15 protein-coding genes are annotated in these 12,857 nt (G+C 42.9%); 7 read left to right on the top strand and 8 right to left on the bottom strand.

Annotated features, from left to right (window positions below; genetic code table 11):
• The first annotated feature begins 50 nt into the window (after window positions 1–50).
• From GSF08_RS00660 to GSF08_RS00670, 3 genes are all read left to right on the top strand, one after another.
• Window positions 51–485, top strand: coding sequence for a GNAT family N-acetyltransferase (locus tag GSF08_RS00660; protein ID WP_160623949.1), 435 nt, complete (start codon window positions 51–53; stop codon window positions 483–485).
• 102 nt (window positions 486–587) lie between these two features.
• A complete protein-coding gene (locus GSF08_RS00665) occupies window positions 588–1,436 on the top strand; it encodes an RNA polymerase sigma factor (protein WP_160623950.1) in 849 nt (282 codons plus the stop codon).
• Window positions 1,433–2,122, top strand: a complete 690-nt coding sequence (locus GSF08_RS00670) for a DUF2461 domain-containing protein (protein WP_160623951.1) — start codon at window positions 1,433–1,435, stop codon at window positions 2,120–2,122. Before GSF08_RS00665 ends, GSF08_RS00670 begins: the two co-directional genes overlap by 4 nt.
• A gap of 64 nt (window positions 2,123–2,186) precedes the next feature.
• Here GSF08_RS00670 and GSF08_RS00675 read toward each other — a convergent pair whose 3' ends face one another.
• Genes GSF08_RS00675 through GSF08_RS00685 form a run of 3 tightly spaced genes read right to left on the bottom strand, consistent with a single transcriptional unit; the run spans window position 2,187 to window position 4,803 of the window.
• A complete protein-coding gene (locus tag GSF08_RS00675; protein ID WP_160623952.1) occupies window positions 2,187–3,035 on the bottom strand; it encodes a DegV family protein in 849 nt (282 codons plus the stop codon).
• Between the two features lie 32 nt (window positions 3,036–3,067).
• The gene (locus GSF08_RS00680) at window positions 3,068–3,934 is read right to left on the bottom strand and encodes a DegV family protein (RefSeq protein WP_160623953.1); all 867 of its coding nucleotides are present in this window, start codon (window positions 3,932–3,934) and stop codon (window positions 3,068–3,070) included.
• Between the two features lie 17 nt (window positions 3,935–3,951).
• Window positions 3,952–4,803, bottom strand: coding sequence for a DegV family protein (locus GSF08_RS00685; RefSeq protein ID WP_160623954.1), 852 nt, complete (start codon window positions 4,801–4,803; stop codon window positions 3,952–3,954).
• A gap of 114 nt (window positions 4,804–4,917) precedes the next feature.
• Here GSF08_RS00685 and GSF08_RS00690 point away from each other — a divergent pair, with 114 nt between their 5' ends.
• The gene (locus tag GSF08_RS00690) at window positions 4,918–5,535 is read left to right on the top strand and encodes a YigZ family protein (RefSeq protein WP_160623955.1); all 618 of its coding nucleotides are present in this window, start codon (window positions 4,918–4,920) and stop codon (window positions 5,533–5,535) included.
• Here GSF08_RS00690 and GSF08_RS00695 read toward each other — a convergent pair.
• Window positions 5,527–6,375, bottom strand: a complete 849-nt coding sequence (locus tag GSF08_RS00695; RefSeq protein ID WP_160623956.1) for a hypothetical protein — start codon at window positions 6,373–6,375, stop codon at window positions 5,527–5,529. The two genes, GSF08_RS00690 and GSF08_RS00695, sit on opposite strands and share 9 nt — an antisense overlap.
• A 364-nt stretch (window positions 6,376–6,739) precedes the next feature.
• Between GSF08_RS00695 and GSF08_RS00700 the strand changes: the two genes are divergently transcribed.
• On the top strand, window positions 6,740–7,228 hold the full coding sequence (locus GSF08_RS00700) for an Lrp/AsnC family transcriptional regulator (RefSeq protein ID WP_160623957.1): 489 nt from the start codon (window positions 6,740–6,742) through the stop codon (window positions 7,226–7,228).
• Window positions 7,225–8,403 (top strand): aminotransferase class I/II-fold pyridoxal phosphate-dependent enzyme, encoded by a 1,179-nt coding sequence (locus tag GSF08_RS00705; protein WP_160623958.1) that lies wholly within the window; start codon window positions 7,225–7,227, stop codon window positions 8,401–8,403. The genes GSF08_RS00700 and GSF08_RS00705 overlap by 4 nt, the downstream gene beginning before the upstream one ends.
• Window positions 8,404–8,538: 135 nt before the next feature.
• On the opposite strand, the gene GSF08_RS00710 is transcribed toward GSF08_RS00705, so the two are convergent.
• From GSF08_RS00710 to GSF08_RS00720, 3 genes are all read right to left on the bottom strand, one after another.
• Entirely contained in the window at window positions 8,539–9,966 is a 1,428-nt protein-coding gene (locus GSF08_RS00710; protein ID WP_160623959.1) for a DEAD/DEAH box helicase, read from the bottom strand.
• Between the two features lie 32 nt (window positions 9,967–9,998).
• Entirely contained in the window at window positions 9,999–11,288 is a 1,290-nt protein-coding gene (locus GSF08_RS00715; protein ID WP_160623960.1) for an adenylosuccinate synthase, read from the bottom strand.
• An 80-nt stretch (window positions 11,289–11,368) separates the two neighbouring features.
• Entirely contained in the window at window positions 11,369–11,689 is a 321-nt protein-coding gene (locus GSF08_RS00720) for a hypothetical protein (RefSeq protein WP_160623961.1), read from the bottom strand.
• A 116-nt stretch (window positions 11,690–11,805) separates the two neighbouring features.
• Between GSF08_RS00720 and GSF08_RS00725 the strand changes: the two genes are divergently transcribed.
• Entirely contained in the window at window positions 11,806–12,081 is a 276-nt protein-coding gene (locus GSF08_RS00725; RefSeq protein ID WP_160623962.1) for a DUF1905 domain-containing protein, read from the top strand.
• A gap of 21 nt (window positions 12,082–12,102) precedes the next feature.
• Here GSF08_RS00725 and GSF08_RS00730 read toward each other — a convergent pair whose 3' ends face one another.
• Window positions 12,103–12,504 carry a MerR family transcriptional regulator gene (locus GSF08_RS00730; RefSeq protein WP_160623963.1) on the bottom strand — a complete coding sequence of 134 codons (402 nt, stop codon included), beginning with the start codon at window positions 12,502–12,504 and terminating at the stop codon, window positions 12,103–12,105.
• Window positions 12,505–12,857 lie beyond the last annotated feature (353 nt).

The raw sequence follows: 12,857 nt of genomic DNA on the forward strand, positions 1-12,857 counted from the left end.
GCTGCCCGCGCTTTGCTGGGTGTATACTGAAGCTATTAAGGAGGCATCTTATGAAAATTTTGATCCGCGAAATGAAAGCATGTGATTATTCAGCAATCAGTCAATTGATTATGAATGAGCTTGGTTATAAAGAAAATAGCGAAGCAAAGATTTATGCTAGACTGGAAAAGATTCAACATCATGATACATGTCATACACTGGTTGCGGAGGTTCAGAAAAAAACTGTCGGCTTTGTCGGTCTTAGCGAGGAAATCGCATACGAGCTTGAGGGTAACTATCTGCGTGTAACCGCACTCGCAGTTCAGCATGCTTATCAGGGGAAAGGAATCGGCACAAAGCTGTTGGAGGCCGTAGAAGCATATACGCGAAAAAGCGGCATAGCATCAATATCTTTGAACAGCGGTTTGCAGCGAAAAGAAGCTCATCGGTTCTATGAGCAATTCGGCTTCCGTAAAAAGGGATATTCCTTTTATAAGGACTGCTAGTTATTAGAATCATGGTATATTTTAAAACAAGCGATAGAATTCTTCTAAAAATATGTCACAATGATGAAAACCAGCCGTCTAATCTATTGAAAGGAGATTTCTATGAACAAATCCATCAATCAAACGATTTTGAAAGCGGTAAACGGGGACAGTACCGCCCTGGAGGAGATCATCCGGGAAATCAAGGACCCAATTTACAATCTATCTTTAAGAATGCTGGGATTAACCGCTGATGCAGAAGATGCTTCACAGGATATTCTGATAAAGGTCATTACCAACTTATCAGCATTCCGTCAGGAGGCTGCCTTTCAAACTTGGGTCTATCGGATAGCCGTACGTTATCTGATCGACTACAAAAAATCAATGTTTGCCCAACATCCGCTGGATTTTGAGTATTATGCCAATGATATCCGTGCCGGATATCTGCCTGATGACAATGAACTGCTGTTTGGAGCAGACCGCCAGGCTCTGGCAAATGAACTCAAGCTGTCCTGTACGAATGTCATGCTTCAATGTCTTGATGCACAGAGCCGCTGTATTTACATACTTGGCACGATGTTTCATTTTGACAGCCGCATCGCTGCCGAAATCTTGGATATGAGTCCTGAAAATTACCGTCAAAAGCTATCACGGGCACGTCATAAAATGGCTGATTTTCTACAAGCGAACTGCGGTTTGGCAAAAGGCTCCTGCGATTGTTTTAAACGAGTGGGATACGCAATCAAGACCCATCGTCTCGATCCTGCCCGATTGGAATTCACTCATCTGAAAACACTGAACCATTCCCTGCTGGAAGAATATACAGAAGCGATGGAGGTTTTTGATGAACAAATGGATATCTTTGAAAACTTGCCGCATTATCAATCACCGATTGAAACAAAGCAATTTATACAAAAGCTTGTAAGCTCAGATGCGATGATGAAAATCCGCACCTATAAGGAAACCGTATGAGCAATACAAGAACGATACTGAACTACCTGCAGGAGCTCCAGGAAAACAACGATCGAGAATGGTATCATGCGCATAAAGAGGAACGTAAGGAAGCGGAAGCAGCGTTCGAAAGTTTTCTTGAGGACCTCATTGTTGAAATCAGCAAATTTGATGCTTCCATCCCGCTGCTTGATCCGCACACGCTGACCTTTAAAATGGTGCGCGATACCCGCTTCAGTCATGATGTATCGCCTTATCTGCCGGCTTTTCGTGCTCACATCGCAGCGAAGGGAAAACTGCCAATACCGGTAGGCTACTATATCGTAATAAAGCCTCATCAAGAAACGATGATCTGCGGTGGACTCTTCGCAGATATGTTTCAGGATGCAACGATGCGTATCCGCAATTATTTGAATGAACACGGAGCAGCCTTTGATGCGATCCTTTCTGATCCGCAATTCGCATCATATTTTCAGCTAAAGGGAACCAAACTGAAAAATGTACCGCGCGGATATGATAAAAATCACCCCTATGGCGATTATCTGAAACATAAAAGCTGGTATATTGAATACGCTTTGTCAGATGATCTGGTAAAAAACGATATGAAATTTCTTCAGAAAAGCGCAGAGCTTTGCGAGATCATAAAACCATTCAATGATTTTTTAAATACTGCTTTGGTTGGATTTGAAATGCCAAAACGGCAATAAAATAGCAGGAAGGTGAAGCATCCCCCATTTCATGGTTCGGGCTTGCTTAAGCTTCCTGCTTTTTTTATAATTTTTTGAAATACTGAATTGCCTGACAGCCGCGTCCGGTATGAATAGAAACCACCGAGACGAGAGGAATCAGGGAATGCTGGGCATTTGGAAACGCTGTCTTGAGTTTTTCCTGAAGCACTTTCGCTTCAGCTTCATCATCCGCATGGGCAACCGTGATCCAATAGCTGTCATCTACACCCTCCTGCTTCATGATGTTGATAGCTTCATCCATGGCCCGATGCATCGTACGTACTTTTCCAACCACATCAATCTTACCGTTTGTTTCCTGATTAATTTTCAGAATCGGTTTAATTTTTAATAGACCGCCCAGTGCCGCGGCCAGCGGGGTCAGCCGTCCGCCGCGCTTCAGATGCTGAAGATCGTTAGGAAGCAGCAGCGTATCGGTCGTTTTTACGACTGCCGCAAGTTTCTCCTTAATTGCTGAAAGGGCGATACCTGCCTCGTGCATCCGCTTGGCATTTTCAATTAGATATTCCTGTACCACCGCTGTCACATAACAGTCCAGATAATCAAATACGATCCCAACCTGTGCGGCGATCATCTCCATCGCAGATATCGTTCCGGATAAGCCATTACAGATCGGTACGGCAAAAATTTGTTCATATCCGTCTGCCTTCAACTGTTCAAACAATGCGGTAATTCTTCCTAGTGAAGGAAGACTGGTAGTCAGCATTTTTTCCTGCCGGATCAAATCAAAGACTTCCGGCAGTGTTATATTTTCAAGATCGTTGCGGTTCACATTATCAAAGCTGATCTGTAAAGGAACCGAAAAGATCCCCTTCGCTGTCAGCGCTTCGATTGTTTTACCGGTACCGCTGTCTGTAACAAACGCTGTTTTCATGCATCCACCTCATTTTTCTGTTCAGTATTATCTCACAGATTATCTTCAAAATCCACCTTGCGAATATATTGTGCCCCCATACATCCGATTCCCGTATGAACAGAAATCACCGGTCCGATGTGATCAAAAACAATTTCTGTCAAAGGGAAGGCCTCTTTCATCTGTTCATAGAACTTTCTGCCCTCTATTGACGCATCCGTATGCAGAATATACAGAATATAGCGTTCATCCAGATCGGCTTCTTTAAAAGTATCAACTGTCATCTGCAAAGCCTTTGACATCGTCCGCACTTTTGCGAAAACATCAATCTTTCCTTCTGAGGACGCATTTAGCTTCAGAATCGGTTTAATTTTCAACAAACCGCCCAGTGCCGCAGCCAGCGGAGTAAGCCGTCCGCCGCGTTTTAAATGCTGAAGATCGTCAGGCACGATCAAGGTATCGCTGTGCGATATGCTCGCTTCCAGCCGAGCTTTGATATCTGTCCCGCACATTCCCTGATCAGCCAGCTTTTTGGCGCTCACCGCCAAATATTGTTCGACAAAACAAGTCGTGAAGGTATTCACGGCATACAGCGGAAGCTCCATATATTTACACCGCGCCTGCAATGTAGACATCGTTGAAGACAGACCGGGGCAGATCGTGACCGCAACTGCTTCATCATAACCCTGTTTTTTGATATCCTGGACGACACTTTCCAGAATACCGATCGGAGGCTGAGAAGTGGATAAATCCGCTTCTTCATGCAAAAACTGATAGATCATGCGCTGATCCAGATCAACCCCGTCTAATAATGTTTCCGTACCATTCATCACCTGAAGCGGCAGATAGAAAATTCCCAGTTCTTTTGCCTGCTGTTCACTCAAACTGCTGCCGCTGTCTGTAATAATCGCTGTTTTCATACTATTTCCTCCTGATCCTAACGGATCGTGCTCTGTATGGCAATGCAGCCAAGTCCTCCATGACAGGTGAGTACTGCCGGCAGTGCCAAAATTTCATATTCAATATTTCCCAATTTTGCCGCTGCCGCTTTCAGAAAACGATCCACTGTATCAGCCGCCAAAGCATGCGGTATATACAATTTATGGGTTTGGGCTGTAACTCCCTGTTCGAGAAAATGATCAAGGACCATATCAAAAATTTTACTCTCAGTACGGGCCATGCCGAATTTATCTACTACGGAACCATCCGGCAAAAGAAACAGCAGCGGTTTAATTTTCAATAAGCTCGCCATGTTTGCCGCTACCGGTGATATTCTGCCGCCCCGTTTCAGCTGTACCAGATCATGGGGATACAGAAAGGATATCGTATTGTTGAAGCAATTGTCCAGCATATCTAAAATCGCATCAACATCAGCGCCTTCATCAGCCATTGCTTTTGCTTTCAGCGCCGCATCACGAATCGGAGCTGCGACAGTTTTAGAATCGACCAGATATACCTGATCCATACCCAACTGTTCTTTCACTAATGAAAAACCTTGATAGGTTCCGGACAATCCGGATGAAATCGTAATGATAATAATCGCGTCGTCTTTCGCTTCCCGCCATTTCATCATCGCTTCTTCTACCAATCCGATATTGGGCTGTGAAGTCGTCGGAACTTCTCCCTGTCCTAACTTATTATACAATGCCTCAGCATTCATATCTACTCCGTCTTTATATTCCTCGTCATGTAATACAACGGAAAGCGGTATTAAATCAATTCCGTATTCCTTTGCTTCCGCAAAAGTCAAAGTTGATGTCGTATCGGTTACAATTCTTATCTGACTCATATGAATCTCCTTTATGACACGTTTGGTCGGGACTATTATATCATTATCGCTTTGATTGTCAAACTTATTCTTTGCAAGCATCTGAAAAACCGTTATAATAAAGCTGGTGATCGTATGCGAATCAAAGAGGATGTCTGGAATCAAACGGAAATAAAAAAATCTAAGTTTATCTGTTACCTGCACCGTTGTTTCAGTGAAGCTGATGCAAAGGATTTTCTGTTGGAAATCAAGCGTGCTCATCCGGATGCCAGCCATCACTGCTACGCGATGATTATCAAAGATCAGCTCACGCGATCCAACGATGACGGTGAACCGCATGGGACGGCCGGGCTGCCGATGCTGGAAACACTGAAGGGACATCAGCTTCAGGACATCGTGGCCGTTACGGTACGCTATTTCGGCGGTACATTGTTAGGCACCGGCGGATTAATCCGTGCGTATAGCGGAAGTGTCAGTGAAGCAATTCAGCATGCGGTGCTGACCGAAACCCGCACTATGAACCGTTATCAGCTCACCTTTTCATATGATCTTATCGGTAAGCTGGATTATTTTTTTGCCAGCCATGAGATTGAAGTGATCGATAAACAATATGAAGAACAGGTCTATTATCAATATCAAAGTGATCAATCATGGGAAAATGAATTCAGTGAAATAACCAGCGGACGCTGCCTGCCCCATTTTTTGGAAACCGTCACCGTAGAAACGATATACAAAAAAAATGGCTCAGACTGAGCCATTTTCTATTTCTTTCGATAATTTCCAAAGTTCCGCATACGAAACAAAGGCTATTGCATCACATTTCTCTTTTGCGACCTGCCGCTGTTTCTTTACATTTCCCTCATGAATCGTATTCAATGTATTTTTATCCATCATATACTGCACATAAGAAAATTTCTTCAAAAGAAACCAAGTCGCAATCATTTGATTGATCGCATGTTCCTTATTTTCTGCATCCTTTAGCAGTTCGCTCAAATGCTCCATCTGATCGCTTCCGATCTTTGCGGCTGTTTCGTACATTTCTTCATAGCTGTTAAATACCGTACGATCCAGTGAACGCTGTACGATTCCGGCTTTTTCTTTTTTCATAAAGAAGCGCTGAACCGTTTTACGCACCAGCTCCCGGTTATCCTGATTCATATTCATTGAAATAATTTCATTACGAGTGCCCTCAAATTCATTCTCCGGTTCACTGATGACATAATATAATGCTTTTGCAAGAATATAAGCCTCTCTATCTCCGGTTTTCAAAATCAGTCCCCGCTGCATATCATCACTCTTGCCATAGATCAGGTAAGGACATTTGATCTCACCATGCGGTAATTTAAAGGAATCCTTATAGCGAATAATTTGATTGGCAATCGCCTCTTTATTGATATTCAGCTCTAGATCGACACAGATACGAAGACTGTCATCTTCTTCATAGATCTCCTGCAGAACTGATAGAAGATCTTGATTGCGTTCATCCTCTTCCAGCATTCCCAGATAATCTTCCAGATAGCCATTGAAGGAACATACCCCTGTTTCACTTTCTCTTTGATCTTTCAATTCTTTTAGGATATCATAAATCGCCATACAATATCCCTCCTTTCCCTGACTGGCATCATCCATTCAGCAGTACATACTTTGCTAATATTGTATTGTGCTATGTTAAAAAGTATTCATTACCCCATGTTCTAGTCTTATTTTACCTTTAAAGAATGCGAACTTCAATAGTATTTCCGATATTTTGTAAGCGCTAACGAATAAAAATGCAGGTTTTTCTTAATTTTTCGACAAAATTCATGAAATGTTACATTCTTTTGCTTATTTGAAAGAATCAAACAAAAACAACAGGTATGCAATCTATAAAGAACGACAGTGAACAATGTGATATCTTTTTATTTACACATACTTTATCCAGAGGTAAAATATACATACTTATAGAAAAGGTGATGAAATGGAAGAACAAGTTATCTTATCGCTGCTTGAAAAAAATGCGCGTATGTCAACCAGAGATCTCGCAGATATCCTGCTGGCTGATGAAGAGAGTGTCATTCATACAATGGATGAATTGGAAAAAAACAAAATTATCTGCGGCTATCATACCGTTATTAATTGGGATAAAGCAAATCAGGAACGGGTGATGGCCATGATCGAAGTCGGGGTCACTCCGGAACGGGAATTTGGTTATGACCGCGTTGCCAGCAATATCTACCGCTTTCCAGAGGTCGATACCATGTATCTGATGAGCGGCAAGAGTGAGTTTATCGTAATTATCTACGGTAAGACCATGCAGGAGATCAGCAATTTTGTCGGAGCAAAGCTCGCATGCATTGAGCATGTGAAATCAACCGTAACGCTGTTTGTACTGAAGCAGTACAAAATGAACGGCGTAGTTTTTGATGAAGAAAGCAAGCCGGATGAACGGCTGATTATGACGCCATGAATCACAAAGAATATTTAAGCAGACATGTGCAGGAAATCAAGCCAAGCGGTATCCGTAAGTTTTTCGATCTCGCTAATGAGATGGAGGGCGTTATCTCCCTTGGTGTCGGTGAACCGGATTTTGATACACCATGGCATATACGCGAAGCTGCGATTTATTCAATCGAGAGCGGGAAAACCTTTTATACAGCAAATCAGGGACTTTTGGAGCTGCGCAAAGAAATCTGCCGTTACCAGAAGCGGCGTTTCCATTTAGACTATGATCCGATCAAAAATGTTGTGGTTACCTGCGGCGGCAGTGAGGCGATTGATATTGCCCTGCGGGCAGTCGTTGATCCAGGCGATGAAGTGATCCTGTTACAGCCATGCTACGTCGCATATGAGCCGGGAGTTCAGCTGGCTGGCGCTATTCCCAAATTCATCGAACTGAAAGAAGAAAATCATTTTAAACTGACAGCAGCTGAGCTGGAAGCGGCAATCACCGATAAGACCAAAGCTATGCTGATTAACTTTCCAAGCAATCCAACCGGCGGCATGATGAATTACGATGACTATAAAGAATTGGTTCCGATCATCAAGAAACACAATCTGATCGTCATCAGTGATGAAATCTATGCAGAGCTGTCCTATGACGATGCCTTCTGCTCACCGGCTAATTTCCCTGAGATCAAGGATCAGGTCATCGTTATCAGCGGCTTCTCAAAAGCTTTTGCGATGACCGGCTGGCGGCTTGGCTATTTGTGTGCTCATGAAGTGTTTGCTATGGCGATGAACAAGATACACCAATATATCATCATGTCAGCACCTTCCGCTGCCCAATATGGAGCAATTGAAGGATTGCGGCACGGTGATCAGCATGTCGCGGAAATGAAAGAAGCTTACCGACAACGCCGTAATTATATCGTAAAGGGATTCAATCGCATCGGTTTACCGACGCATATGCCGGAGGGTGCCTTTTATATATTTCCATGTATCAAGCCAACCGGATTAACATCTGATGAATTCTGCGAGGAGCTGCTGAAGGAACAAAAAGTTGCCTGCGTTCCAGGTACTGCTTTCGGACAAGCAGGAGAAGGATATATTCGAGTATCCTATGCTTACAGTATTGAGGAAATACGAGCCGCCTTAGCACGTATTGAAATTTTCATGAAAAAATATCAAAAAGAAAAAGCATGAATGATGATAAGATCACTTTCAAGTGGGCAGCGGGAATGAACTTGCTGAATACTATAAAAGTGATCTTATTAAAAACCATGCTTTTTTATATCATTTTAAATCTTAAAAAGCTTCCATACAGAATATACTGCAAGCTCAATCACGTGCTTTTTCAATCCGCAGCTTTTTACCCTTAATGGTAACGTTTTGCAAATGCTTTAACACTGCCATCCCCTTACCGTTTAAAATGTCAACGGTAGAACCGTTATCTTTGATTTCAATTACACCGATATCCTCTCCGCTTATCGTATCCAGTTCACAAATTGCCCCGACGATATCACCCTTTCTAATTTTTTTATTCTTTCCGCCGTTCAAATGAAGGCGCATAACGTCCTCACGAATGATATCGGTTTTGGTCGTGCGGGTTTTTGGAGGATTCGATACGAAGCGCAGCTGTGATTCATCGAGAGCGGTGTTCATCAGTGCCTCGACATCCTTTTCTTCATATATCAGACCCATTTTCTCAAACATTTCCTTTATATATGCTTTCTCTCGAAAGGCAGCCAGCAATACCGACTGACCAGTTTCCTGCATGCGTCCGCTTCTGCCCATCCGATGCACGAAGGTTTCCCGGGAGCGCGGCAGGTGCAGATGCACGACCATTGCCAAGGAAGCAATATCAATGCCCCGTGCTGCTACATCGGTTGCTACAAGATAACGAAACTTTCCACGGCGAAAATCTTCCATCACCGCAAGCCGATCATTTTGCATCATTCCCCCATGAAGTTTCCCGCAGCTGTAATGCAGCCCCAACAAGATATCGTGAAGCTCGTCAACCGCTTCGTGCGTAGAAGCAAAGATCATTGCTGTTTCAACCTGCTCATATGCCAGCAGTCTAGCTAGCAGCTCAGCCTTCTGTGCTTCATCACAATAGGCAACAGATTGATGAATTTGCAGAGAGGATGCTGCTTCAGCTTGAATCCAGATCGGTTCCTGCAGAAAATCATCGGCAATTTTTTTTACCGCTTCCGGCATGGTCGCTGAACAAAGTACGGTTTGATGCTTCTTGGGGAGCAGCTTTAAAATATCGCGTACAAGATCGATAAATCCCATATTCAGCATTTGATCGGCCTCATCCAGCACGACTGTCTGTATCTGATCCGGTTTGAATGAACCGCGGTCAATATGATCCTTCACACGGCCCGGAGTACCAATCACCAAATGACAGTGATCTTTCAGCTGTTCCATCTGCCGTTTATACGGCTGCCGTCCCAGAAGCAGCACACTGCGCAGCTTCTGATAAATACCCAACGCTTTTAATTCTTCCTGAATCTGTAGTGCCAGCTCTCTGGTCGGAGCCAGAATTAACGCTTGCGGCAATCTTGTATTCCAATCCAGCTGTTCTAAAATACCAAGCCCGAATGCAGCGGTTTTTCCGCTTCCCGTTCTTGCTTGAATGATACAATCCTGTTTATTGAGAAGGCAGGGGATCGCTTTCTCTTGAACTGATGTGCAGTTCGTATACTGCAGTTTTTCCAAAGAGCGAAGCAATTCGTTTTTTAATCCAAGTTGTTTAAAATCCATAAAACCTCCAAAAAATCCCGGTATGACCGGGATTATTTACTTATGATATCATTGATATAAATGTTATGCGTACGGTCCGGTCCAACCGAAACAATACTGATTCGTGTTTTTGCCAGCTCTTCAATACGCTTTAGATATTTCTTACAATTTTCCGGCAGCTCCTCATAGGAACGAACAGTAGAAATATCCTCATCCCAGCCATCCAATACTTCATATACCGGTTTTGCACGATATACTTTTTCCAAAGAAGCAGGAATGGATTCATACATCACACCGTCAATGTCGTAGCCGACACAAATCGGCAGTTTCTTAAATCCGCTCAGGATATCAATCTTAGTAATGACCAGATCGGTCAAGCCATTGATGATCGCCGCATGACGAACTACATTCATGTCCAGCCAGCCGCAGCGGCGCGGACGTCCGGTCGTAGCTCCGAATTCATTTCCCTTATTGCGGATCGTTTCGCCGTCTTCATCGAAAAGCTCGGTCACAAAAGGTCCTTCTCCCACTCGGGTCGAATACGCTTTGACAATACCGACGATGCGGTCTAATTTCTTTGGTGAAACTCCTGCGCCTTCGCACACACCGGCTGATGTAGGTGAAGAAGAGGTTACATATGGATAGGTTCCGTAGTTAATATCCAGCATTGCTGCCTGGGCACCTTCGAATAGTACAAATTTATGTTCATCCAGTGCTTTGTTTACTTCAACTACACTGTCGATGATTCGCGGCAGCAGCTTTTCACGGACATCGCGGAATTTCTCCAGCAGTTCATCATATTCATAAGGTTCTTTATCATACAACTTAACGATCTGTTCATTCTTAATCGCTAAGGTATCAGCCAGTTTTTCCTTAAAAATATTCCAATCGACGAGATCGCCGACCCGAATCCCGATACGTGTATATTTATCAGCATAACAAGGTCCGATACCACGCTTCGTTGTACCGATTTTCTTATCACCTTTGCGTTCTTCCTGCAATTCATCCAGTTTGATGTGATACGGCATAATCAAATGCGCGCAGTCACTTAAAAAAATGTGGGAGGTATCAATTCCGCGATCCTCCAATACTTTAATTTCTTCCAGTAAAACGAATGGATCAACTACCACCCCTGGGCCGATGATACATTTTGCCTGCTTATGTAAAACCCCGGAAGGCAACAAGTGCAGCACGGTTTTTTCACCGTTTGCGATAACCGTGTGACCAGCATTGTTTCCGCCCTGGAAACGTACAACATAATCTACTTTTTCACCCAGAACATCGACGATTTTACCTTTTCCCTCATCGCCCCATTGGGTCCCAACTACTACATATCCTGACATGATGCTTCTCCTTTTTCGGACAACAATCCTTTACCATTATAAAGGTATGTACCGTTTATTTCAACATGTAAATGATTTCATTAATTCTCATGTGAAGTGCATTCATAAACCCCATTTGCCCCGCTGATCGTATAGGTTCGCGAGACTGTGTATGATTCCAGCTTAGCTTGAAAAACTTCTAAATCTGCTTGCAAAATCGAAAGCATGATATGATTGCAGTTATGATCAAAAGTGAAAGTTTCTTTTCCGTTTTTTAAAATTACCGTATCGCTGCTTTCATTCTTAATTAAAAATTGTTCCATATCCATTGTACTCCATGTAAAATGCGCATGCATTTCAGTATCGCTGTGATTATCGATTTCCAGATAAATACGCGGTCCTGTATCCACTGTTAAAGGCATAGGATACCTCCTTTTCAACATCATAATTATATGCGAGTTTTCCATATAAGACAAGAAAACCGTGTCTTTTCATGGTTTTTAGGGTATCCTATTCAGAGTGAATAGGAGGTGCTATAATGTCTGAAATATTTGAATTTGATGCCGTAATCAAAAAAGTCGCAAATATCGACGGCGCCTATGTGGAAATCCCGTTTGATGTTGAAGCGGTATTTGGAAAGAAGCGGGTATCCATCTACGCAACCTTTGACGGCTATCCCTATCAGGGTTCTTTGGTGCGTATGAAAACCCCTTGTCATATCATCGGTATCCGAAAAAATATCCGCGCCGTGATTCAAAAAAAGCCAGGTGACACCGTCCGCGTAACCATTCAAGAACGAGTCAAAAAAGAATGAGAAATGCTCTCATTTTTTATTTTATTTCATAGCATTTGTTCCGTCAGATAAACCGCAAGAGCTCATTTCCACCGCACATAGCTCGGTATAGTGCTCAATCTTGCCCTCCAACCGTTTTTGCGTCGCGAGCATCTCTGTAATCCGCTCATTCAATAGTTCGTACTGTTCCTTCAGCAGTTGAAGCCGCGCATCCAATGTGGAATCACCCTGCTGATATAAATGGACATATTCAATCAGGGCTTCGATGGGAAGTCCTGATGAACGCATGCATTTGATGAATTCTACCCAGTTACAGGATTCTTCATCATAATCACGATTTCCACCGGTACTGCGGGGAACCGGAGGAATCAGACCGATACGCTCATAATAACGAAGGGTATCCGGAGATAAATTAAATTTTAAACTTACCTCTTTAATCGTCATACCATCACCTCTATCTGATGATAGTGTAACATCTGGAGCTCACTCCAAGTCAATCATTTTTTCTTTTTTCGCAATTTTTATCTATATTGGATCGCTATGACAGTGTTTTAAGGCTGTGTACCAGAAAAACCGCACGTTCTTTTATCGAATCCTCATTACTTTTTTATCTTGTATATCTTTCATTACTATTTGCAAATCAAATAAGCTTAATAAATTAACTGCCTGACAATAGAAGCTTTTTCGGCATCAGTCGCTGCATTCCTGCAACAAATAAAGTGCTATTTTTTCTTTTTTCTGCTGTTCTGTATGGTAAGTATCCTGGCGGTTCTCGACGATGTGCTTTAAATCTGCAC

This window comes from Copranaerobaculum intestinale, from assembly GCF_009831105.1.
Classification (GTDB): domain Bacteria; phylum Bacillota_I; class Bacilli_A; order Erysipelotrichales; family Erysipelotrichaceae; genus Copranaerobaculum; species Copranaerobaculum intestinale.